We start from the raw sequence: 23,075 nt of genomic DNA, 5'->3' as shown, positions 1-23,075 counted from the left end.
CTCCGCTCAGCATGAAAGGCTGAACGGGTGCAGGCCCTTGTTTTTGACGCCATCAACTCTCCACTCCACTTGCGGGACGTGCCGCCGCCGGCCTGCCCGGATGACGGGGCGCTGATTGCGGTTCGGGCCTCTGGTGTGTGTCGGTCTGATTGGCATGCTTGGCAGGGCCACGATCCGGTTGCCCTGCCGCACATCCCGGGCCATGAACTTGCGGGCGTGATCGCGCAGGTTGGGTCGTCGGTTCGGCGCTGGAAGCCGGGCGACCGCGTCACGGTCCCCTTTGTCTGCGGCTGCGGCGCTTGCGAATACTGCCTGGCCGGCGACTCCCAGGTGTGCCCCGATCAGACCCAACCGGGGTTTACGCACGCTGGTTCTTTCGCCGAGCTAGTCGCGATTCATCGGGCGGATTTCAACCTGGTCGCCCTGCCCGAAGCGATCGACTTTGTGACAGCAGCAGCGCTGGGCTGCAGGTTCGCCACGGCTTTTCGCGCACTGACCGCCCATGGCGGTCTCACCCGCGGACAGTGGGTTGCTGTGCACGGTTGCGGCGGAGTGGGTCTGTCCGCGGTGATGATCGCGAAAGCATTGGGCGCCAACGTTATTGCGGTAGACATTTCGGAACAGGCACTGCGCACCGCAGCCAACTTGGGCGCCGACATAACGCTGATGTCATCGCCGAGGGCTGCTGCTCAGATTCAGCAGCAGTCCGGTGGAGTGCACGTCTCGATCGATGCCCTGGGGTCGGCGGAAACGGCCGTGGCGTCAGTGCTGTCGCTCCGCAGGCGCGGGAAGCACATCCAGATCGGACTGTTACTCGGCGCCAGTTCCACGCCGCCGTTGCCGATGGGTCGGGTGGTGGCGTGGGAGCTCTCGATTCACGGGTCGCACGGCATGGCGGCGCAGGAGTATCCGGCAATGTTGGCAATGATCGCTGACGGGAGGCTCGACCCGTCATTGCTGGTGGGTCGCACGGTGGGGCTCGCCGACGGCAGTGCGGCTCTAGCGGCAATGGGGCAGCCGGGTGGCGGGCCCGGGATGACGGTCATCGAGATCGGCTAGACACCGCGAAATAGGGGCAAATTACGACATCCCGCGGAGCAAGATCCGCCCGGCGGTGGTTGCTTTGCGCCACGTCGGAACCCGCACCCGGGTGCTGAACACGTCGTAATCAGCCTTTTCGATACGGTCCAGGATCTGTGAGTACAGAACGCGAGCGGCGCCCACGCACTTCGCTGATCGCGGCGGTAAGTGAACCAGCCCGGTGTCAGCGTGCTGGTACAGCTCGCGGTTGCGGCGTAACTCGAAGGCCAGCAACGCCTTCCACGCCTCGTCAGATTTGCGCGAGTGGATGTCGACGCCGAAGTGTTCGATATCTTCCAACGGGACGTAGATCCGTCCGCGGTCAAGATCTTCGTTGACATCGCGCAGAAAGTTCGTCAGCTGGAAAGCAAAACCCAAGGAGCGCGCGGGTTCTCGAGCCGCCGGACTCAGCGGTTGCAGTACCGGCAGCATCATCTCGCCGATGACGGCCGCGCTGCCCTCCATGTAGCCGAGCAGGTCATCCCACGTGAGATAGCTGGTGGTGTGCAGATCCATCGCCATCGCGCCGAAGAAGCGATGGAAGCACTCGGGATCGATTTCGGTCGCGCGCACCGTGTTGACGACAGCAGCCAACACCGGATCGGTGCACTCCCCGCCGTCCAGCGCTGCCCAGAAACGATCCACGAAACCTTGCAGTCGGGCTCCTAAAATCTCCGGGGTCGCACTGTCGATTGCTTCCTGGTCATCGACGATATCGTCGGCCAACCGGCACAGCGCATAGACGGCGTAGACGTGCTTGCGGCTGGGTTTCGGCAGCAGCGCCGCGCCCCAGAAGTACGTCGTGCCATACGCGTAGGTCAATTTGGCGCACTGCCGGTAACCCTTAACCAGCAGCGCTTCGGCGGTGGTGGTTGCCGTCACGAAGCCTTACCTATCCGTTCGGCAGCTAGCTTGCCGGAAATCAGCACCATGGGCACCCCCACACCGGGGACCGTTCCGGAGCCGGCGAAAACCAGTCCTGGGACGCGCTTGTCCGTGTTCGAGGGGCGGAAGGGACCGGTCTGGGCGAAGGTGTGCGCTAACGAGAAGGGTGTTCCCGCCTGCATCCCTTGGTCGGCCCATTCCAGCGGCGTAACCAACTCTTCCGTCATTACCTCGGTGGGGTAGCCCTGCTCTGCAAGGAAGTTCAGCAGGCCGTCCCGGATGCGCGGGCCTTCGGTGACCCAGTTAATGTCGCTTTCCATGTTCGGCGATGGTTCCAACACGAACAGGGAGGAGCAACCGGCCGGAGCGAAGCTGGCGTCGGTGACGGTGGGGATCGTGACCAGCCGCGACGGGTCGGGCATCATCTGACGCTTCTTAAGCAACGCTTCGAATGAGGATTCCCACTCGTGGCCGAAGTGAATGTTGTGGTGACCGACTTCTGGGCCGGGCAAGCCGCGCATTCCGACGTGCCACACCACCGCGGACGGTGAATAGTTGGCCCCCTTGAGGCGTTTCGGGGAATCGACGGTGGGCAGCAAGGTGTCGTAGGCGACGGGTAGGTCGACGGTGCAGACCACCTTATCGGCGGCCACGACTTCTCCCGTGTCGAGCTTGACGCCGGTGGCCGCGCCGGTCACAGAATCGCGCACAATCTCGGTGCAATTTTGCGAATAGCGGAACACCGTGCCAGCCTTTTCGGCCGCGTCCGCCAGAGCCTGCGGGATGGCGTGCATCCCGCCGCTGTTGGGGAACCACACGCCTTCAATGCTGTCCATGTAGGTGATGACGGCGTACAGGGCCAAGGCTGACTCCGGGGCGAGGCCCGCGTAGAGGGCCTGGAAGCTGAAAAGTCGCTGTAGCCGAGGATCCTTGAACCGCTTGCGAATCGACGGACCAAGCCGCGAGAACGCACCCATCCGAAGGAGTTTCGCTGCCGCTTTGGGGTTGGCGAGCAATCCCAGGGGGGAATCAAAGTTGTGGTCGATAAAGTGCGGCATCTCGACTCGGTAGAGCTCGCGCAGCCACACCACGAAGTCGTCGAACGCCGCGGCGTCGGTCTCGCTGCACGTCCGGCGGATCTCTTCGCGCATCTCTGCGTGGCCGAACCGAACATGAATGGTGCTGCCGTCAGCGAACTTTGCCCGGTAGGCGGGGTCGAGGCGGTGCATTGGCAGCACATCTTTAATGTCCACACCGACGGCGGCGAGTGGGTCTGAGATCAAATCCGGCATGGTGAGAACAGAGGGGCCGGTGTCGAAGGTAAATCCATCGCGCCGCAGTTGACCGGCCCGACCGCCTGGAATATCGCCCCGTTCCAACACCGTGACTTCGTGGCCGTTACCCGTCAAACGGCAAGCCGCCGAAAGTCCAGCAAGCCCTGCTCCGATTACTACGATGTGACTCATTTTTCCCGCCAAGCTATCTCGTGTGCCAATTGCGTAAGTAGTTCAATGCCTTCATAAGCCAAGATTTGGGGATCCAGTGCGCTCAGCGCCGCGTCGACGTGGCTAGTAATCATTTTTTCCACCGTCTCCGCGACGCCGCTTTCACGCATCGCCTCTTGGACAGTGACCAGGTCTCGCGCGGTGAACTCCGGTGAGCCGGCGCGGGCCAAGGCTGCGGCCGCCGGTTCGGCGATCAGATTGGTTTTGGCCAGCGCAAGGATAATGGTGGGCTTAGCCGAGATCAGATCGTCGCCAGCGGGCTTGCCGGTGATAACGGGATCGCCCCAGATGCCAAGCATGTCGTCGCGGAGGGCAAAAGCGACGCCTACCTCATGGCCATAGACGCCCAGGCTCCGTTGAACGGCGTCCGAAGCCGAGGCAGCAGCCGCTCCGAGCTGCAAGGGCCGTTCGACCGTGTAACAGCCTGATTTCATCCTCGACACGGATCGGGCGTACGCCAGGTCCTGTCGGCCCGTCGCGCTGCCGACCAAATCGCGGCGCTGCCCGCAGACCAGCTCGACGACGAGCGAGCGCCAGATGGCGCGCAGTGGCCGAGGCAACTCTGAGACCAGGTGGTCAGCTTCAGCGTGGGCGAGGTCGCCAACCAGGATGGCAATGCTCTCGCCGAATCGGGTGGCGTCGCCTTGTGCGCTGGCGGCGCGATGCAAGGCGGCGGCTTGAATATGGATGGCTGGCCTACCGCGGCGGGACAATGATTCGTCCATCACGTCATCGTGGATCAGCGCAAACGCCTGCAGGAGCTCAAGTGCGGCGCTGGTCCGCACCACATCATCAAAGCTCGTCCGAGGACCCGAAGAGTCTCGGCCGCGACCACCGGCACTGAGCCAGCCGCAGTACGTCATCAGTGGCCTGATTCGTTTCCCGCCGCAGTCGACGAGCTCGCCGAGCAGGTGCACCAAGTCGTGTTCGCCCAGAATATCGGTGACGCCGTCATCGTTCTCGACACTTCGCCACTCTTGCTGCAACTCTTGCACGGCGGTAGCGAGTTCCGCATCCACCAACTTGAGAAAATCGTTGCGCTGCAACAACAGTCGAGATCTATTGTCGTTATCCAGGGGTGCCGAACGGCCCGCGAGTGTCGTCATTGCTGCCCCTGAACTTGCTGCCCCTGAACTTGCTGCCCCGAAGCCGATAGCTCCGCGACCTGCCGAACCGACCACGGGCTGAAGGCAAATGGGGTCGCGGCCGTGGCCGCGCAGATCGCGGGCCACGACGCCCATTCGTAATCCATCACTTCGTTCGGGTTCGCTGCGATGGTGGCATCCGGCGCGATGGTGCCCACGTAGACAGGGCAGATCTCGTTTTCCCGGATACCACTTGCGTCCCGTGCGGTGTAGGCGAAATCGGGCAGCACGCAACGAATGTCGAAGGCCGTCGTACCCAGCTCCTGCAGCAAACGACGATGGATGGCGTCGGTAAAAGACTCTTCAGGAAGCGGGTGGCCGCAGCAACTGTTGGTCCACACCCCAGCCCAGGTCAACTTGTTCAGCGACCGGCGGGTCATCAGCAGTTGCCCGTCTTCGTTGAACAGGTACAGCGAAAACGCCAAATGCAGGGGCGTGTCGAACGTGTGCACTACCGATTTGAGTTCGGTGCCAAGGGGATTTCCCGCGGGGTCGACAAGGACAACGGATTCGTCAATGTGTGTCATGGCGTCTCGATCACCTGTCTGGTTGGTCTGGTCAGAAGTTTACGCGAACTACTCCAGCGTGGACTGGGAGAATTGCGCTGTCGGCGTGATCTGTCTTTCACCGAGACCCACGTCACCGCCACCAACACAATCAGCCCAAACCTTAAAACTACGTGCTAGGCGGGGACGTTGAAAAGGCAGATTCCAGTGATGATCCGGGGGTCGTAGCGGACGATGTCGTATCCGATCGGAATGCCGTCCACGATGCACTGGGAGAAAAGCATGAAGGCGTAGCTGGCCCACAACAACTCGGTGGTAGGCAACCTGGTGCGCACCAACCACCTATCACCGATAACGACGACGACGATAGAGAGGACAGCCAACCGGGTGTACCCGAGCGTGATCATAGTTTCGCCGCGCGCGGCTGCGCCCACTGCGGCTTGAGATTTGCCACCGCCTCAAGGCTGATGATCGCGCACATCGCAATGACGACGAAGAAGAGCCACTCTTCTAGCGGCAAAGAACCGATGAAAATACCCGGCACGTCATCCTTGTCGAACCACCACCAACGAGCTTTCCCCACCAGAAGAAAATGAAATCCGTTGCCGCGGCAAAGACTGCGACAACAGCCTGGGTCCACCGGCGGTACACCCGCACCCAAAACACGAATTCCCGAGGATGCATGCGAGCGTCACAGCAAGATAGGCGTAATGACGCACTAGGAGCCCCTGGTGAGCACGAGGGGTCCTTTCGGCGCTAGGGTGAGCCCGCCCCGCGGGCTGCCGTCGCCATTGACGCGGGTCAGGCTCCGGTCGGCGAAAGCCTTCACGGCCGTTTGCAACGTGAGACTGGCTAGCGCCGCGCCGAGGCAGGTGCGCTCACCCGCGGAAAACGGGATGTAGCCCCACGGCGGGAGTGGGTCCGAGAAGCGCTCAGGGGAGAAATGCAATGGGTTGCGCCACAATTCCGGGTCGCGGTGCGTGAGGTAGGGGCTGTACAAAATGAGCATCCCCGCAGGAATGGTCCGGCCTTTGAATTCAGTGTCGTTAGTGGCCACGCGACTGCCGATCCATCCTGCTGGATAGAGTCGCAACGTCTCCTGAACCACCGATTCTGCCAGTTCGGGCACCCGAAGGTCGGGGCGCGCAGCCAGCTCCCAGAGTGCGAAAGCCAGTGTGTGGGCGGTGGTGTCGTATGCCGCGGCGATCGCCACCCGCGCTTCTTCGACGCCGCCTTCCAACGACCCGAACAGTGGGGCAAGGGTGGTGGGGTCGGCCTCGTTCAGCGCGGTGCGTAGTGCCGATTGCATGCGCCGAATCTTGAAAGGCCTACGCAGTAACGGACCCGGCATCGGGGTGTCGAGCGGCTTGAGGAAATTGTGCAGCACCTTTTCCGGGAAGCTCTTGCCAACAAACACTTCTTGAATCATGTTCTGCATCAGCGCGCTCGACCACTGGCTCGCATCAAAGTCGCCAGACGGCATACTCCGGTCGATGAGTTCCTGCAAAGGTTCGGCGAAGCGGGCGGCGATATCGCGGCGGTGAAAGGCCGGATTCATCAGTGCGCGGCGGCCGCGGTGCGCAGGCGCATCCAATGCGACGACACCGCCGGAGAGGTAGGGGGACAGCTGGCTCAGACTGCCGCCGCTTCGAAACCCCGCGGCATCGCCGAGTACCAAGCGGTTCCAGTCAGGGCTGTAACCGACTACCGCAGGTCGCCACAGTTGGAGGGAAAAAACCGGTCCGAGTCGGGCGCCCTCCTCAATGAGGGCGAGGGAGTTCCCGGTCCAGCGCGGTAGGTGCCCGAACATTCGGCTAGTCCGCGGAGACGGCCACGATCCGGTCGTCCGGGTGGACTTCACCGGTAGGCCCTGCCTTTCCAGTTTTGTTCGCGCTTCATCGCCTGCGCGACAACCGGGATGGCGGCAAGCGGCGACAGGCCGATCAATGCTGCGGCCGGCCAATCGCGCGTGCCGGATTTGGCCTCTACTAGTGCTCGCTCGACAACGGCCAGCGCCGCGGCCCAACGCCATGGCCCGCGTCGGATTAGCAGGAGTGGCAACGTGTAAGCCAGGATGTGCCAGGCCCACCCTGCGAGCACAGCAGCGCGGCTGCCGCCAGCTGCCGGGACCAGGCCGCGGCCGAATCCGGTGATGATGTCGGGGTAGCCCGTGTACATCCGGGTGCTGACAAGGTCGCCGCCGAGGGCAAGCCCGAGTTTCAGGCCGCGTTGTCGGGTATGACGAGCCATCGCCACATCTTCGACCGTGTGTCCCTTGACCGCAGCGAAACCGCCGAGTGCTTCGTACGCGGCGGTGCGGAAGGCCAGCACGCTGCCGTTGGCGGTGGCGGCTTGTTTCACCGGCGCTTTGAGCAGCGCAAATGGCAGGAAGCAGAGCAGGACGTCGTTGACGAGCGGTACCAGTGCCCGCTCGCTCCACGTGCGCGTTACTTGGCGCGGGAAGATGGAGAGCACGTCGGCTGACTGCCGTGTTGCTTCGGCAATGATGGCCGGTATGGCGTTCGGTGCGAGGTAGATGTCGGCGTCGACAAAAATGAGGTAGTCCGGTGCGGCGGTTTGATTCACCGATGGCGCCAAAGTCTCGCCGAGCGGTGCCCTATGACGCGCAACGGGGCCTATTTCAAGCAACGACGCACCGCTCGGCGAAGGCGGGTTGGCGGCTGGCTGGGCGGTGAGCAGCACGCTGTCAGCAAGTTGGGCGCACGCCCACGTTTTGCCGGTCCACCCCTGCGGGCGGGCGGTGCCAACGATCACCTTCCCACTACTGAAAGAGGTTGCAGCCAGAGCGCTTTCGACCATCTGGCCGGTTCCGTCGGACGACTGGTCATCAAGAAATGTGGTGGTGGTGGCGCCACTCCCGAGTAATCCCTCCAGGGTCTGCGGCAGTCGGTCAGTTTCGTCTCGCATCGGTATCAGCAAGGCGGATGTCTTGGTGCTGCTGCTACGCCTGAGCGTGGGAAATGCGAACAGGTTTGAGAGCAGTGTCAGCAGTTTTACCGACAGGAACAGCATGATCGCCCTGCGGAGCACCCTCATCCCAGCAGCCCGTGCTTGTTCAGCCGTTCCTGCCAGCTTCGGACCCCGGAAACCACTTTGACGAATCCGGGCAGGGGGACGTTGGGGTCTGAGTTCTGTAGTTCGTCATCCAGGTGCGCAAGGCCTTCCCGCAGCAGCGCCCCCGCATCCGGCGGTGGAGCTGATTCAGGGTGGGCACGCGTGTCGTTACCGAGGATATCCAGGTAAGCCTCCGGTGCCTGCTGCCCGCGCAGCACCACGCGGGTAGCGACAACGGCGAGTTGCGCACCGGAGCGGTTGGCGATCCATTCGGCCCCCGGTCTGATGGGACGCAAAGGGCCAGCAGGGAAAAGCTCCCCTTCGGGAAAGACGACGAGCACAGAATGCGTACGAAAAGCGTGGGTGGTGCGGCGTAATTCGTCGGTACCTAGAACGCCGGCGCCGCGGAAGAGCTCGCGGTTACCCATATTGGCCGCTTCCATCAGAACGCCACTTCTTCTGCCCATTGCCTTCAACGCGGAAGCGGCAACAAAGAAATCCCACCAACTGTGATGGTTGGACATCCAGACGACGGGCCCCGAGGCGGGCAGATCCCCGCGTACCCATACCCCGCGCAGGTTCCGCCGCACTGCTTGGTTCAACCCCAGTCGCAGTGCGGAGCCTGTCTCGCGGAGCAGGCGCGTGCCCGCCGCGGACTTCATGACGCCCACCAAGACTCCCTCTGCTGACGCTGTGTGTGAGCGGGCCGATGCTCTTCGCTCTTCCCGGTAAGGCTACCCGTCGGCAGTGCCTCGGTCAGGAGTCGTGGCCGGTTAGGGTCAACGATGTCGACGGGAGGAAAAATTGAGTGCGGAGCCACCCGCAGAAGCCGCACTTGCACCTGAAGAGGGGCGGACGTCGCACCGCCGATTGAAGCCACAACGGCGATGGCCGCACATCTTCCTGGTGGTGGTTCTCATTTTTGTGACCGGTCTTGTTGCTGATCTGATGCTGATCAAGGCCAGGATTAGCAAGGTCGACGTCGTGATGCCGAGCGGCTCACCCGGGGAAACATGGGTCATTGTCGGGTCGGATTCCCGGGCGGCGTTACCGCCCGGGCTGAGCGCGGAAGGCGTGGGGAGCGCAACGGACGTGCCGAGCTCGCGTGCCGACATTGTGGTAGTGATTCACCGCACCGACGCTGGCACTTCGATGCTGTCAATACCGCGAGATATGTTGCTGCGCTGGGGTTCGACTGGCATCGGAAGGTTAGCGCTGAGCCTCACTCGAGGGCCACAGGTGTTGGTGGATGCTCTCTGCGACCTCTCCATACCGGCCGACCACCTCATCATTTTTGACTTCAGCGCCTTCATCACTCTTGTCGATTTGTTGGGGGGCGTCACGGTGCAGATCGATTTCCCCACCCGCGATGTCGTAACCGGCCTCGATATTGCCGCTGCCGGATCGATCACGCTGACCGGGCTGCAGGCGCTGGCTCTGGCGCGTTCGCGTCATCCGGAACACCTTGAAAACGGCGTGTGGGTAGGCGTTCCCGATGGAGCCACGCAGCGAACTAGCTGGGCTGGGGAGCTTTTCTCCGCTATCCGGACATCCATCAACGACCGCAGCACAGACCCCGTCTTGCTGCAGCGACTGGCATGGACATTGTCGGGAAAGGTAGTGACCGACACGTCAACCAGTCTGTTCGACCTGCTGAAAATAGTCGGCAGCAGTGCGAGCGTGATCGATCTACCCGCGACTGCTAACCCGGGTGTGTTGGCAGTAAGTCGTAGCGCAGAAACCGACAAGGTACTGGCGGCTGCAGGTTTCGACCGAGAGTGCGTGGCGCACGGCTAGTTGCTCTAGCAGTCGGTTGTCAGAAGAGCTCCTGTTGCCCAGCTTCCGGCGCTGCCTCTTCGATGAGGCCCGGCCCGTTGTTTCGCACCGAGTTCACTCGCGAACTCACTACGACGGGGACCAAGTGCGGCTCTGGGATTGCTGTGATTAATTGAGCGACTTCGTCTTTGCCGTCGATGGCCGGGTCGAGCCAGGAGTCGATCAAGTCGCCGGGCACGATCACGGGGCTTCGATCATGTACGTACCCCAGTGCGTCTGTAGCCGGCTTGGTGATCACCGTGAATGTCCACACCCAGCGGTCGTCCGCGTCGGCAGGTTTGCTCGGGTCAGGCCAGAGTTCGTACAGGCCGGCGAAGGAAAGGAGGCCCCCGTCGGCCGAGTGCAGAAAAAATGGGACCTTGCCGTCGTCGGATTTTTGCCATTCGTAGTAGCCAGCAGCTGGCACGATGGCGCGGCGCTTGCGAGCAGCCTGCCGGAAGGCGGGCTTTTCAAGAATCGTCTCGACCCGGGCATTGATCATTCTCGCGCCGGATTTCGCATCCTTCGACCACGATGGCACCAGTCCCCACCGGAGGGACCGCACCTGGCGCACTGTTTCTGCGCCAGCACCTTCTGGGCCAGCACCTACTGCGCCAGCACCTTCGACGGTGACAAATCGTTCGAGGAGTACGCGCGCCGAATCTGTGGGTGCAACATTCCAAGACGGGGCGGGGGCGTCATCGATGGGCGCGAAAGTCCCGTAGATCGAGAACAATTCGCCGTCGCTCGCCGTGGATACGTATCTGCCGCACATGGTGTCAGTCTGCTGGACTTTGGCCGATATGCAACAGGTGTGAGCCGATCACGCTACTCGCGGTCGCTGATTCTGCGGCGATTTTCCGCAAGTGCGGTGCATCATCCCGTCCGGCGTGAGGGTGAGTTGCAGGTAAAGTAGGTATAGGTGAGCCGGGAAGTCTGGTCGGCAATTGTTTTGACGACCCAGAGGAACGCTTATGACGCAACAAGATCCACCCCGCCATATTTCCAGCGGCGACACCCACAGCGATAACACCCACAGCGATAACACCCACAGCGATAACACCCACAGCGATAACACCCCCAGCGTCCACACCCCCGAATCGCAGAACGAAGCGGAGGGCTTGCCGGCGCTTCTGCCTGCGCTGCAGGCGAAGTTTTTTTCTCGCAGCAGCGCGAGCGAAGCGAAGCGGATCGCACAGATCCTGCGAAGTGAAACCGTCGGCGGTGGCTTGCTTTTGTTGGCAACCATTCTCGCGTTGGTGTGGGCCAATTCTCCGTGGTCGGCGGCATACGAAACGATTCGTGACTTTAAATTTGGACCGGAGAGCCTGAAGCTGAGCCTGACAGTGGGGCAGTGGGCTGCTGACGGCTTACTGGCCATTTTCTTCTTTGCCGCGGGGCTGGAGCTCAAGCGCGAATTTGTGGCCGGCGACCTGCGGGAACCGCGGCGGGCCGCTATTCCTATCGTTGCCGCCATCAGCGGCGCCGCGGTGCCAGCGCTGGTATTTATCGTGTTCAACCTCGGCAACTCCGACGGGCTGCACGGGTGGGCGATTCCGACCGCTACCGATATCGCTTTTGCACTGGCAGTTCTCGCCGTCATCAGCACTCACCTACCGTCCGGTCTGCGGACTTTCCTACTGACCCTGGCGATCGTCGACGATCTCATCGCCATCACCATCATCGCCGTTTTCTACACCGAAACCCTGTCGATTCCGCTGCTTCTGCTGGCGATGCTGCCCGTCGGAATATTCGCTGTGCTTGTCCAAAAACGAATCAGGTCATGGTATTTGCTTCTTCCGTTAGCAGCAGCGGCCTGGGCTTTGGTGCACGCATCCGGTGTGCACGCCACTGTTGCGGGGGTGCTTCTTGCGGCCACGGTGCCGGTGATGCGCAGCGAAGCACGGGGCGGACCGGATGCCGGGCCCGGTTTAGCAGAGCACTTCGAGCACCTCATCCGGCCGATATCTTCAGGGTTCGCGGTGCCAGTCTTTGCTTTCTTCGCTGCGGGCGTCACCGTCGGCGGCTTCAGCGGTCTAGGTGATTCCCTCGGTGACACTGTGACTCTGGGCATTATTTTTGCTCTTGTCGGTGGCAAAACGATCGGGATCTTTGCCTCTACATTCCTGCTATCCAAGTTCACCAAAGCACATTTGGACGATGATCTCTCGTGGACCGATGTATTCGGGCTAGCGTTGTTGGCAGGTGTGGGTTTTACTGTTTCGCTGCTGATCGGCGAGCTCGCGTTTGGCCCGGGCAGCCTCGCGGACGACCACGCCAAGGTCGGGGTGCTGGTGGGTTCGTTCGTCGCGGCGATACTCGCGACCGTGGTGCTGCGAAGCCGCAACCGGGTCTATAAAAAGATGTACGAGGCCGAGCAGCTGGATGAGAACAACGATGGCATTCCGGATGTCTACCAACAGAAATAGACGTTCCCCCGAGTCGCGACCGTCGAAGACTAGAGTTCTCGGCGCTGGAACTCCAGGTCAAAGATTGCGCGGCCAGCCGTCACGCCGCGGCGCTCGAACCGCGTCTGCGGTCGAAACGCCGGACGAGGCGCAAAGCCATCGTGCATATTGGTCAGCGTCGGTTCCGCGCTGATCACCTCCATCATCTGTTCGGCATAGGGCTCCCAGTCCGTGCCCAGCCGAAATATGCCGTCAGTGGTGAGGCGGGAGGCGACGAGGGCTGCGAACTCCGGGTTCACCAGTCGTCGCTTAAGGTGCTTGGTTTTTGGCCAGGGGTCGGGAAAGAAGAGCCAGATTTCTGCGACGGAACCGGCTTTGATCAGTACTTCAAGAATCTCCACGGCGTCGCCTCGCATCACCCGGACATTCTCGACGCCAGCTTTTGCCAGGTGGTAAAACGTCTGGGCGACCCCTGGTTTGTAGACCTCGATAGCCAGCACATTGATATCGGGACGATTGGCTGCCATCCCTGCAGTCGCCTCGCCCATGCCGGAACCAATCTCGACGATCAGTGGTGCGTTGCGGCCGAAGTGCTCTGGTGCGTTGAAGCCGCCCTCGACGACGTCCGACGCTTCGATGTACCAGGCATCTGCGTGGGTATCCCATGACCGTCGCTGCACCGGGTTCAGCCGGCCGCCGCGGGGGTGGAAGCTGACGACGCGCCGAAAGTGTTGCGGCATTCCGTCATCCGGCACGGTAAGCGGCGTGATGCGGGTGTCTTGGGAATCCGGTGCTGACATGAGTGCGACGTTACGGGGGCGGGCCAGTCGGTTCCAATCGCGCGAAGCCGGGGGCCACTAGACACACAGCAGCGGTGGCTCTCCTCCCCAACGAGAAAACCACCGCTGCTAGTAATGCTGCTCTCGGAGTGCTCCTACCCTGCCTAGATAAAACTAGGCATCTCTGCGCTTGAGGACAACCAGCGCTGCTGCGTAGAACACGATGGTGATGCCCAAGAACACTAGGCCGCCCTGCCACCAGTTCGGTGTGGGGTAGTTGCCGAGGATGCCCCCGCCTTGGGAGCCGAAGCCCTGGCTGTAGAAGGCGGTGCTTGCGTTGAACGGTAGCCACGGCGCGACGCGGAGCCCAAAGTTGCCGAACAGGGGGAACAGTGATTCCAGGGTCGGCCAGATCAGCAGGGCGGCAATGGCGCCCGCGGACTGCCGGATCAATGTGCCGATGGCAACGGCAAGCACGGCGGCCACCGCACAGGCAACCGCTGGCGCCCAGAGCAGACGCCAATCGGCGCTGCTCGTCACCTCCATCGCGCCGGCTTCCATCCTGGGGCCGTGGATAGCGGCCATCAGGAAGTAGGCCAGCACTGACGTAATTGCAGCAACGACAAAGGTCACGAGCGCGACGGTGATGGATTTTGCTGCCAACACGCGAGAGCGTTTGGGAACAGCGAGGAACGAGTTTCGAATAGTGCCGAACCTGTATTCGGTGGTCATAGCCAACGCGGCCATGACGAGAATCACGCGGAGTTCGAAACCGACGCCAGCCTGACTGAAGGCCACACTTGCGCCGGCCCCACCATCGACCAGCGATAGCAGGGTGGAGATGCCGAGTCCGAAGACTGCCACTAGCGCGAGGCACCAATATGGCGACCGAGTCGAAAAGAGCTTGATGCGTTCAACATTGATCAGTGTCATGGTCAGATTCCTTGCGGTGCAGCTGGAGCGGAAGTGGCGTTGTACTCAACGGAGTCGCCGGTCAGGTTAATGAACGCATCTTCCAGAGAGCCTGCCTTGGTGGCTAACTCGTGCAGGGTGATGCCGTTCGCGGCCGCAATGTCGCCGATCTGCTCCATCGGTGAAGCTGTCACAATCAACGCGTCCTGCGTATCGGCGATCTGCATGCCAGCGCCAGCTAGCAAAACGCGAAGTTGGGCCAACTGTGGCGAGCGCACGGACACAGTGGCGGTAGTCGAGTTGGCAATGAAGTCACCGGTGCTGCTGTCGGAAATCAACTTGCCCCGACCGATGACCAGCAAATGATCTGCTGTGAGGGCCATCTCGCTCAAAAGGTGCGAGGAGACCAGCACTGTTTTGCCGTTGGCGGCCAGCTGCTTGAGAAAGCTGCGGATCCAGTGAATACCTTCAGGGTCGAGACCATTGACCGGTTCGTCGAAAAGAAGGATATCCGGCTCGCCGAGGAGCGCTCCGGCTATACCAAGGCGCTGCTTCATACCCAGCGAGTACTTTCCGGCGGCCTTGTCCGCTACCGCGCTCAGACCCACCGTGTCGAGTACCTCGTTGACTCGGCTCACCGGGATACCGTTGGAAGCTGCCATCCACCGAAGGTGCGCTTTCGCGCTCCGGTTGGGGTGGATCCAGTTGGCGTCCAGCAACGCGCCCACCTGCCGCAGGGGCTGCGGAATCTGGGAATAGGGTGCACCGTTGATCGAGACGCTGCCTCGGGTGGGGGTGTCCAGTCCGAGAATCATCCTCATCGTGGTGGATTTACCCGCACCATTGGGGCCGAGGAATCCGGTGACAATTCCGGGGTTGACGGTGAATGAGAGATCATCCACCGCAACGGTCTTGCCGTAGACCTTGGTGAGGCCGACCGCTTGAATCATTGCGTTACCTTCCATTGCTTAAAGGAACTACTGCGGAAACCGACACTGAGAGGGCATCCACTGATCACTGTGCCTTATGGCAGCCGGGACCGAAGCATTCTGCGCTGATCTGCGCTGCTCTCCACTATTGCGTATCGGTGGTTGCTCACTACCGGTGAGCGGGCCCTTATTTGACCCTGGTTTATGGGAGCGACGGACGGTTCCGCAGTCTCGGGCCGCGCGGCGACGATCCGGCGCGGTGGCGATCCGGCGCGGCGACGATCCGGCGCGGCGACGATCCGACGCGGTGACTAGGGTTGGTTCGGTGCAGACGCAACGGACGATAGACCCACAGTTTTTGGCGCTTCCCATGCGCACTTTGGCCGAGGCAGCTCTGTCCACCGCGAAATCGCTGGGTGCTTCCCACGCCGACTTCCGGTTCGAACAAATCCGTTCGCAAAACATCGCTGTTTCTGATGCCGCAGTCCAATCGACGGCGGAGTCGGTCACCGTCGGCTACGCCGTGCGGGTAATCCTCAACGGAACCTGGGGTTTTGCCGCGGGGGTCACGTTGACGCAGGACGCGGCCGCTGCGGTGGCGCGCTCCGCCGTGGACGTGGCAAGGGCATTGAAATCGGTAGTGGCCGAGCGGGTGGAACGAACCGACGAGCCGGTCTACGACGACGTCACTTGGGTCAGTGACTACGCGATCGACCCTTTTGCAGTCCCGGATGTCGACAAAGTTGCGGTGTTAGTGGACTGGTCGCAGCGGCTGTTAGCGGCGGCTGGGGTTGCACATTCGTCCGCGTCATTGGTGGCGGTGAAGGAGCAAAAGTTTTACGCAGATCTGGCCGGCACCATCACAACACAACAGCGGATTCGCTTGCAGCCCAGCCTCAACGCGGTCGGACTAGATGCGGTGAGCGGTGGATTCGAAACGATGGCGTCGCTCGCGCAGCCAGTCGGCCGGGGCTGGGAGTACGTCGGAGGGCAGGCCTCGGGTGGATACGACTTTGACGCCGAAATAGCCTTGATACCGGACTATTTGGCCGAGAAACTCAAGGCGCCGTCGGTGGCTGCTGGCCGCTACGACCTTGTCGTGGACCCGACCAATCTGTGGCTCACCATCCACGAGTCGGTGGGGCACGCCACCGAGTACGACAGGGCCATCGGCTACGAGGCCGCCTACGCCGGAACATCTTTCGCTACCCCTGACAAACTGGGAACACTGAAGTACGGCTCAGAGTTGATGAATGTCACGGGCGACCGAACCGAGCCCGGCGGGCTTGCGACCATTGGCTACGACGACGACGGAGTGGCCGGCCAGCGCTGGGATCTCGTCTCGGGGGGAATCCTCACCGGCTATCAGCTGGACAGGGTCTTTGCGCGCAAGCTGGGACTGCCCCGATCCAACGGCTGCTCCTTTGCAGATTCGCCGCTGCACCAACCCATTCAACGCATGGCCAACGTGTCGCTGGCGCCAGACCCGTCTGGAGGTAGCACCCAAGACCTGATCTCCGGTGTCGAAAACGGGATCTACGTGGTGGGGGACAAGTCGTGGTCAATTGATATGCAGCGTTATAACTTCCAGTTCACCGGCCAGCGCTTCTTCAGGATCAAGTCTGGTCAACTTGCGGGGCAGCTTCGCGATGTGGCCTACCAGGCGACAACTACTGACTTCTGGGGTTCGATGGCCAGCGTCGGTGGGCCGGAAACATGGCTGTTAGCAGGCGCTCTCAACTGCGGCAAAGCCCAACCGGGCCAAGTGGGGGCGGTGTCGCACGGGACTCCCAGTGCGTTATTCACCTCGGTCAACATTCTGAATACCGTCAGTGAGGCAGCGCAGTGACGATCACCGCACAGCAGATTGTCGAAGCAGCGTTGGGGTTTTCGATTTCGGATGGCTGCATCGTTGTCGCAACGGTCAACAGCACTGCCAATATTCGTTGGGCCAACAACACTGTCACTACTAGCGGGGTGTCGAACTCGTTGAGCTGGTTCGTGGTTTCGGTCGTCGGCGCGGCGGCTGGAACCGTCGAATCTTCCGCCACCGACTTAGCAGGCATTGCCGGCGCGGTGGCTCAGTCCGAAGCCGCTGCCAAGGCAGCAGGGCCAGCACGCGATGCGCAAGCTCTCATAGAGGGCGGCGCCTGCGCAGACTTCGACGAAGGAGCAGTGGATACCGACTTTTCGGTGTATTCGGCATTAATCCCGTCGCTGGCCCAGGCTTTCGAGGATGCTCAATCTGCCGACCGGATTCTCTACGGGTTTGCCCGTCACGAGTCGGCCACCACGTACCTGGGGACCTCCACCGGCGTGCGTCGGCGCTGGGTGCAGCCCACTGGCACCGTCGAGGTGAACGCGAAGTCGGCGGACCTGACACGCTCGTCATGGGCGGGCCTGTCCACCGCAGACTTCACCGACGTCGACGTACGGGTGCTGGCGGAGTCGCTTGGCATGCGCTTGGGCTGGGCAAAACGGCACATCGACATAGCGCCGGGCAGGTACGACACCGTATTGCCCGCAACGGCTGTCGCCGACATGATGATCTATCTGGCTTGGAGCGCCGGTGGCCGCGCCGCGCACGAAGGGCGCTCCGCGTTTTCTGCGCCCGCAGGTGGAACCCGGATGGGGGAGCGCCTCGTCGACCGTCATTTGTCGTTGTTCAGTGAACCTACGATGCAGGGAATTGAAGCCGCCCCGTTCGTCATTGCTGGCGGTTCCAGTGATGAGACAAGCGTTTTCGATAATGGCGCGCCTATCGGGCGCGGCGAACTGATCACCAACGGCGTGATCTCCGGGTTGCTGCACACCCGAGCTTCGGCTGCCGAGTTTGGGGATGCCTTTGCGCCGATGGCCGATAACCTAATTCTCGCCGGCGGGGACGAAACCCGCAGCACGCTGGACCTTGTCGCCGGCGTCAAGCGCGGTTTACTCGTGACGTCCCAGTGGTATATCCGGGAGGTGGACCCGATTTCTTTGCTGCTGACCGGCCTTACACGCGATGGCGTTTTTCTGATCGAAAACGGCGAGATCACCGGAGCCGTCAACAATTTCCGGTTCAACATGTCGCCGTTGGACATGCTGCGCCAAGTGGGCGATGTGGGCCGCTCCGAGCGCGCACTGTCGCGGGAGTGGTCGGACTGGTTCACCCGGACCCAGATGCCGTCCATGCGGATCGACGGCTTCAATATGTCGTCGGTCAGCCAGGCTCAGTAGCGGTTGCCGCGCCGACGGTAACCGGCGAAGGGGCAGCAAGGACGCGGCGGGCGATCCACATGCTGACCAGTGCCAGCAACACTGCCAGGCCGAAACATGCGAGGTAGGCAGCGACCGGAGTGGCGGTGATCAGCAGGGCGAACGCGAAGCCGGTGACGGCGAGAAAGGTTGCGGTCGAAAGGGCTTCAGCGAGCTGGAGAGCCGAGCTATTGGCCCCCTGCTGGCTAACGGGGGACAGCTCCAGCGTCAACAGCGACAGCGTTGGGTACACCAGGCCCATGCCGAGGCCGCCTACCGCCCAGCCGATCACCGCCACGAAAATCGGTATGTGTGGCCACAGCGGAAGGGCGGCGGCGATGATTGCTACGGCGATGGCGGCGCTCCCCCAAGCCAGATAGCGCTGATGCCCCGTGCTACTGCGCCCCCGTAGCCAAGACCCCGTTGACCACGTCAATGCCGCAGCCGTGAGGACTAGGCCAGCCATCCCCGGTGTTAGACCCCGTTCTCTAATCAGAAGTAGCGGCAAAAATACCTCAGCGACGGTGAAGCCTGCCCCGGCAACCGCGCGGAGGGCGATGGCGGCGGGGATTCCCGGGCTGGCCGTCACTGTTCCGTGGGGGAGGAGGCGGGGAACCACCATCACCAGGCCCGCGATTCCGACCGCGAGCGCGATGATGGCGACTACACCGGTTTGTTGGCCGCCGAAGTGCAGTAGGACGACACTGGCCGAGGCCGCTATCGCCAGCAGCACCTTCACGTGGTCCGCCGGTGTTCGCGCTTTAACTTCGGCGATGTCGATCTGGCTGCGATTGGCGGCGCCGCGGATCATGAATGCGGCCGGCAACGCCAACATAATGGCGCCAAAAAAAACCCAGCGCCAATGCAGGTGTTCGACCACCAGCCCCGCAATAAAGGGGCCTATCAAGGCTGGTACGACCCATGCAGCGGCGAACGCGGCGAAAATCTTGGGCCGCAGTGCGAGCGGGTAGACCCGGGCGACCATCACGTACAAGATGACACTCAGGGCGCCGGAGCCCAGGCCTTGGACTAGTCGTCCGAGCACCAACACGGGCATCCACACAGCGGTTCCGGCAATCACGAGCCCTGCGATGAACAGAGCCAGCCCAGCCCAGAGCGGCCTGGCTAACCCGCCCCGGTCGCTGGCTTGCCCAGCAACCACCATGCCAACCACACTCGCCGCGAGCGTGCCCGCAAACGCCATGGAGTACAGAGCGAGCCCGTTGAGGTCTTCCGCAATCACGGGCATCGCTGTAGTGACGGCCAGCGACTCGAAAGCAAGCAGCGCCATCAACGCCGCCATACCTGCGGTGGTCGACCGATAGGGGCGCTGCAAAATACCGACTGCCTTGACGGCGATCGACTCAGTGGGCGGCGCCGGTGGGCCTTCGAACAAGATGATTCTCCTACTGCGTGGGGGTTGCTATTCATCCTGACACCCACCCAGGGGAATCGTTAACGGCGCAGCAGCCAGCGGCCGGGCAGATCCGCGCACGGGGTGCGTTCCACGCCCGCCGAAGAGCCTTTCGGCTTTGGCGCACCGTCGCGATACGCGGGTAAACGCGACCTGCGCAGGCAACGGCAGGAATCGGAGCGCAACCCGTTCGCACACAATGAACACCGAAGTTCAACTAAATCGAACAAACATTATCAACCATTATTTACTGAATCGATTCTCTTTCACGATTCTGTGGTCTGGGCCTCAGCTAATTGGGCACCAAATCAACACTGGGATGGATAGCCTCAAGAGATTCGCAGATCGGAATCGCTGGTGTCGTCTGACCCAGATCGTTAAATTTCTATTCGGCCGGTCGAATTCACAGAATTTCAACAGGAGATGGTGTCAATGACCGCGGTACAGACCAATCGTGAGCAACCGGCAACACAGCCGCGGCTGCCTGGCCAGTCCTTCGCCAGCAACCAACCAGCCGGCCACCCAGTCCCGAGTAGCTTTGCTGGCCCCACGTCCAACGAGGCTCTCTTGGTGTGGGTCGCTGAGGTAGTCGCGTTGACGACGCCGAACGCGGTGGTCTGGATCAACGGATCGGACGAGGAATGGGCGGCGATGGCGGCGCGACTTGTCGACGCCGGCACGATGATCAAACTCGACGCCTACCCCGACTCCTATTACGCTGCATCCGATCCGGATGACGTCGCCCGCGTCGAAGGCCGCACCTTCATTTGCTCGGTGGACGAGAAAGATGCTGGCCCCACCAACAACTGGATGGAACCGGCGCAGATGAAGGAGATCATGTCTGATCTCTACCAAGGCTGCATGGCGGGTCGCACGATGTACGTGGTGCCGTTCTGCATGGGCCCGTTGGATGCTGCGGATCCCAAGCTGGGGGTCGAGATCACCGACTCCGAATACGTTGTTGGTTCCATGCGGATTATGACCCGCGTGGGAGATGAGGCGTTGCGCCTCATCGAGAGTGTTGACACGTTCGTCAAATGTTTGCATTCGGTGGGTGCGCCGCTGGCGCCCGGCGCGGCCGACGTTACCTGGCCTTGCAGCGATACCAAATACATCACCCAATTCCCGGAAGAGCGAACAATTTGGTCGTTTGGGTCCGGCTACGGGGGAAATGCGTTGCTGGGCAAGAAGTGCTATTCGTTGCGAATTGCTTCAGCGATGGCGCGGGACGAAGGCTGGCTCGCGGAGCACATGCTGATTCTCAAACTCATCAGTCCGGAAGGGGATGTCAGCTACATCGCCGCGGCTTTCCCCAGTGCCTGCGGTAAAACGAATCTTGCCATGCTGGAGCCGACGGTTCCCGGCTGGAAGGTCGAGATGCTCGGTGACGACATCTCGTGGATGCGATTCGGCGGTGACGGTCGGCTCTATGCGACGAATCCGGAGTTCGGCCTGTTCGGCGTGGCGCCAGGTACCGGCTGGCACACTAACCCCAACGCGATGCGCACCATCGAAAAGGGAAACACCATATTCACCAACGTTGCTCGCACCGACGATGGTGGTGTGTGGTGGGAGGGCATGACGAAGCAGGCCCCAGATCATCTGATCGACTGGAAAGGACGGGACTGGACGCCGTCGGGCGTGGACGCTCAGGGCAACACCCTCGAGTCCGCGGGAGAGCCTGCTGCGCATCCGAACTCGCGATTCTGCACCCCGATCACCCAGTGCCCGATGATCGCCCCGGAATACAACTCACCGGTAGGCGTGCCGATATCGGCGATCGTCTTCGGCGGTCGTCGTAAGACGACCATCCCGTTGGTTTCGCAGGCGCGTGACTGGCAGCACGGGGTGTTCCTTGGATCCACCATGGGCAGCGAAACTACTGCTGCCGCAACGGGCCAGGTAGGAATTGTTCGCCGGGATCCGATGGCGATGCTGCCATTCATCGGGTATGACGCGGGTGACTACTTGAACCATTGGCTGGAGATCGGCAAGCACGCAGATCAAGCCAAGCTGCCGAAGATCTTTTACGTCAACTGGTTTCGGCGAGATGCCGAGGGCGGCTTTCTCTGGCCCGGGTTTGGCGAGAACTCGCGAGTGATGAAGTGGATTGCTGAGAGACTCAGCGGTAAGGCAGCGGCAGTACACACTCCGATCGGGTTGGTGCCCGCGGTGGGTGCGTTGGATATCGACGGTCTCGAGGTTGACGGTCGGCCCATGTCGACCGAACAGGTGAAACAAGCGCTGGCCGTCAACGTCGATGAATGGAAAAAGGAAATCCCGTTGATCGAAGAATGGTTCGCCTTCCTCGGCGAGACGCTGCCCAGCGGTATGAGCGATGAATTAGCCGGGCTTAAAACTCGCTTAGGCCTGCTGTAAACGTGGAATAAGAATAACGAAAAGAATCCCCGCACAACGGTGTGCGGGGATTCTTTTATATGGGCAATGATTACTCAGTCTTCTTACTCCGCAAGGCAAAAACCACAAGTGCACCAGCAATAACGCCGCCAACGAGGGGAACCAGCTGCTTCAGCAACGGTGTTCCGGCCTCACTGAGCCCACTGATCGCGTCGCTGCCCTCACTGGCAAGGCGCCGAGGCCGCGCGGTCGCTGCCATCGAGGCTGCGCGCGCTGTCGCCGCTCCCCTCTGCGATGCGGCGCCGAGGACCAGCGTGTGTGCTGTATCTACCGGAAGTTCGTCATCCGAACGAGTCGCCGCTCTTACCTCCGCGGCCACCTCGTCGGGGTTGACAGCGACCACTAACGTGGCGCCACTTCCTTCTTTACCGGTGAGGTTTTTGGCGAAATTATCAGCGAATTGCCCGATCAACGCGCTCACAACGTCCATCATGGCGCTGCGGCCCACCTGGGCGGGCCTCCCGGTAATCGCCAAGGTTGTCAGCAGGTCGACCGCGGTGCGGTTTGGCGCAACAGCGGTCGCCGTCGCGGTCACCAGCATGGTTGCGGTCGAGCCCGATCGAGAGGCGGCTCCGGCTGCCTCGATCTGGGCGCGGTGCGTGAGGTTGTCCTTGACGACGAAGGTGGCCTTGCCGCGGTAGTTCAGATGCGCCGGGCCAAGTTTCACCTTGACGCTGCCAAGGAACTCCTCGCGCGAGGAGGAAACAAGATGGGCTCCGGGAAAGCTCTGGGCGAGAAGTTCCATGTTCAGTAGCGCTGCCCAAGCTTTGTCGATGCCTTGCGGCACTTCGAAGCGGTGTTCCAGTTCCACTGTGTTCTCCAGCCGAGGAGTCGAAATCGCGATGAGGGTCGTCGGCGGCACCCGTCACCAGCTTTGGCATTTCCACCAATAATTATCCCAGGCAGCGGCGGTATCCGCCGCACCGAATCGGGTAGGGGTGCTCCACGTCACCTTCGCTTCGCCGCC

21 protein-coding genes are annotated in these 23,075 nt (G+C 61.8%); 6 read left to right on the top strand and 15 right to left on the bottom strand.

Annotation, left to right across the window (positions count from 1 at the left end):
- Positions 1 to 27 precede the first annotated feature (27 nt).
- Positions 28 to 1,059 (top strand): zinc-dependent alcohol dehydrogenase family protein, encoded by a 1,032-nt coding sequence (locus tag EH165_RS14470; RefSeq protein WP_124800070.1) that lies wholly within the window; start codon positions 28 to 30, stop codon positions 1,057 to 1,059.
- 21 nt (positions 1,060 to 1,080) lie between these two features.
- On the opposite strand, the gene EH165_RS14465 is transcribed toward EH165_RS14470, so the two are convergent.
- The 9 genes from EH165_RS14465 to EH165_RS14425 all read right to left on the bottom strand — a co-directional run bounded on the left by EH165_RS14465 (position 1,081) and on the right by EH165_RS14425 (position 8,858).
- Complete coding sequence (locus tag EH165_RS14465; protein ID WP_124800069.1) at positions 1,081 to 1,962, bottom strand: phytoene/squalene synthase family protein; 882 nt, start codon at positions 1,960 to 1,962, stop codon at positions 1,081 to 1,083.
- A complete protein-coding gene (locus EH165_RS14460) occupies positions 1,959 to 3,431 on the bottom strand; it encodes a phytoene desaturase family protein (RefSeq protein ID WP_124800068.1) in 1,473 nt (490 codons plus the stop codon). The genes EH165_RS14465 and EH165_RS14460 overlap by 4 nt, the downstream gene beginning before the upstream one ends.
- Positions 3,428 to 4,576 carry a polyprenyl synthetase family protein gene (locus EH165_RS14455; RefSeq protein WP_164479259.1) on the bottom strand — a complete coding sequence of 383 codons (1,149 nt, stop codon included), beginning with the start codon at positions 4,574 to 4,576 and terminating at the stop codon, positions 3,428 to 3,430. The genes EH165_RS14460 and EH165_RS14455 overlap by 4 nt, the downstream gene beginning before the upstream one ends.
- Positions 4,573 to 5,142, bottom strand: a complete 570-nt coding sequence (gene idi, locus EH165_RS14450) for an isopentenyl-diphosphate Delta-isomerase (RefSeq protein ID WP_124800066.1) — start codon at positions 5,140 to 5,142, stop codon at positions 4,573 to 4,575. Before idi ends, EH165_RS14455 begins: the two co-directional genes overlap by 4 nt.
- A gap of 155 nt (positions 5,143 to 5,297) precedes the next feature.
- Positions 5,298 to 5,528: a lycopene cyclase domain-containing protein gene (locus EH165_RS14445; protein ID WP_124800065.1), complete on the bottom strand. Its 231-nt coding sequence runs from the start codon at positions 5,526 to 5,528 to the stop codon at positions 5,298 to 5,300.
- Positions 5,525 to 5,704: a lycopene cyclase domain-containing protein gene (locus EH165_RS14440; RefSeq protein WP_124800064.1), complete on the bottom strand. Its 180-nt coding sequence runs from the start codon at positions 5,702 to 5,704 to the stop codon at positions 5,525 to 5,527. Before EH165_RS14440 ends, EH165_RS14445 begins: the two co-directional genes overlap by 4 nt.
- Before the next feature lie 135 nt (positions 5,705 to 5,839).
- On the bottom strand, positions 5,840 to 6,931 hold the full coding sequence (locus EH165_RS14435) for a cytochrome P450 (RefSeq protein ID WP_164479258.1): 1,092 nt from the start codon (positions 6,929 to 6,931) through the stop codon (positions 5,840 to 5,842).
- A gap of 47 nt (positions 6,932 to 6,978) precedes the next feature.
- Entirely contained in the window at positions 6,979 to 8,178 is a 1,200-nt protein-coding gene (locus tag EH165_RS14430) for a glycosyltransferase family 2 protein (protein ID WP_124800062.1), read from the bottom strand.
- Positions 8,175 to 8,858 (bottom strand): lysophospholipid acyltransferase family protein, encoded by a 684-nt coding sequence (locus EH165_RS14425; RefSeq protein ID WP_239020798.1) that lies wholly within the window; start codon positions 8,856 to 8,858, stop codon positions 8,175 to 8,177. Before EH165_RS14425 ends, EH165_RS14430 begins: the two co-directional genes overlap by 4 nt.
- Positions 8,859 to 9,000: 142 nt before the next feature.
- Here EH165_RS14425 and EH165_RS14420 point away from each other — a divergent pair, with 142 nt between their 5' ends.
- Positions 9,001 to 9,993 carry an LCP family protein gene (locus EH165_RS14420; RefSeq protein WP_124800060.1) on the top strand — a complete coding sequence of 331 codons (993 nt, stop codon included), beginning with the start codon at positions 9,001 to 9,003 and terminating at the stop codon, positions 9,991 to 9,993.
- Positions 9,994 to 10,012: 19 nt separating this feature from the next.
- Here EH165_RS14420 and EH165_RS14415 read toward each other — a convergent pair whose 3' ends face one another.
- Positions 10,013 to 10,786, bottom strand: coding sequence for an SOS response-associated peptidase (locus EH165_RS14415; RefSeq protein WP_124800059.1), 774 nt, complete (start codon positions 10,784 to 10,786; stop codon positions 10,013 to 10,015).
- 199 nt (positions 10,787 to 10,985) lie between these two features.
- Between EH165_RS14415 and nhaA the strand changes: the two genes are divergently transcribed.
- On the top strand, positions 10,986 to 12,440 hold the full coding sequence (nhaA, locus tag EH165_RS14410; protein ID WP_206425991.1) for a Na+/H+ antiporter NhaA: 1,455 nt from the start codon (positions 10,986 to 10,988) through the stop codon (positions 12,438 to 12,440).
- 29 nt (positions 12,441 to 12,469) lie between these two features.
- Here nhaA and trmB read toward each other — a convergent pair whose 3' ends face one another.
- The 3 genes from trmB to EH165_RS14395 all read right to left on the bottom strand — a co-directional run bounded on the left by trmB (position 12,470) and on the right by EH165_RS14395 (position 15,060).
- Positions 12,470 to 13,219, bottom strand: coding sequence for a tRNA (guanosine(46)-N7)-methyltransferase TrmB (gene trmB, locus EH165_RS14405; protein WP_124800058.1), 750 nt, complete (start codon positions 13,217 to 13,219; stop codon positions 12,470 to 12,472).
- A 153-nt stretch (positions 13,220 to 13,372) separates the two neighbouring features.
- Positions 13,373 to 14,131: an ABC transporter permease gene (locus tag EH165_RS14400; RefSeq protein WP_124800057.1), complete on the bottom strand. Its 759-nt coding sequence runs from the start codon at positions 14,129 to 14,131 to the stop codon at positions 13,373 to 13,375.
- 2 nt (positions 14,132 to 14,133) lie between these two features.
- Complete coding sequence (locus tag EH165_RS14395; protein WP_124800056.1) at positions 14,134 to 15,060, bottom strand: ABC transporter ATP-binding protein; 927 nt, start codon at positions 15,058 to 15,060, stop codon at positions 14,134 to 14,136.
- A gap of 349 nt (positions 15,061 to 15,409) precedes the next feature.
- Here EH165_RS14395 and EH165_RS14390 point away from each other — a divergent pair, with 349 nt between their 5' ends.
- Together EH165_RS14390 and EH165_RS14385 are read left to right on the top strand one after the other, a co-directional pair.
- Entirely contained in the window at positions 15,410 to 16,888 is a 1,479-nt protein-coding gene (locus tag EH165_RS14390; RefSeq protein ID WP_124800552.1) for a TldD/PmbA family protein, read from the top strand.
- Positions 16,885 to 18,258: a metallopeptidase TldD-related protein gene (locus tag EH165_RS14385; protein ID WP_124800055.1), complete on the top strand. Its 1,374-nt coding sequence runs from the start codon at positions 16,885 to 16,887 to the stop codon at positions 18,256 to 18,258. The genes EH165_RS14390 and EH165_RS14385 overlap by 4 nt, the downstream gene beginning before the upstream one ends.
- On the opposite strand, the gene EH165_RS14380 is transcribed toward EH165_RS14385, so the two are convergent.
- Complete coding sequence (locus tag EH165_RS14380; RefSeq protein ID WP_206425990.1) at positions 18,242 to 19,672, bottom strand: MFS transporter; 1,431 nt, start codon at positions 19,670 to 19,672, stop codon at positions 18,242 to 18,244. The genes EH165_RS14385 and EH165_RS14380 overlap by 17 nt on opposite strands.
- Positions 19,673 to 20,122: 450 nt before the next feature.
- On the opposite strand from EH165_RS14380, the gene EH165_RS14375 reads away from it, so the two are divergent.
- Positions 20,123 to 22,069 (top strand): phosphoenolpyruvate carboxykinase (GTP), encoded by a 1,947-nt coding sequence (locus EH165_RS14375; protein WP_124800054.1) that lies wholly within the window; start codon positions 20,123 to 20,125, stop codon positions 22,067 to 22,069.
- Between the two features lie 70 nt (positions 22,070 to 22,139).
- Here the strand turns inward: EH165_RS14375 and EH165_RS14370 are convergent, their stop codons facing one another.
- Positions 22,140 to 22,970 (bottom strand): SRPBCC family protein, encoded by an 831-nt coding sequence (locus tag EH165_RS14370; protein ID WP_124800053.1) that lies wholly within the window; start codon positions 22,968 to 22,970, stop codon positions 22,140 to 22,142.
- Positions 22,971 to 23,075 lie beyond the last annotated feature (105 nt).

Source organism: Nakamurella antarctica (assembly GCF_003860405.1).
GTDB lineage: Bacteria > Actinomycetota > Actinomycetes > Mycobacteriales > Nakamurellaceae > Nakamurella > Nakamurella antarctica.
This window is presented reverse-complemented; position numbering and strand designations above follow the sequence as displayed.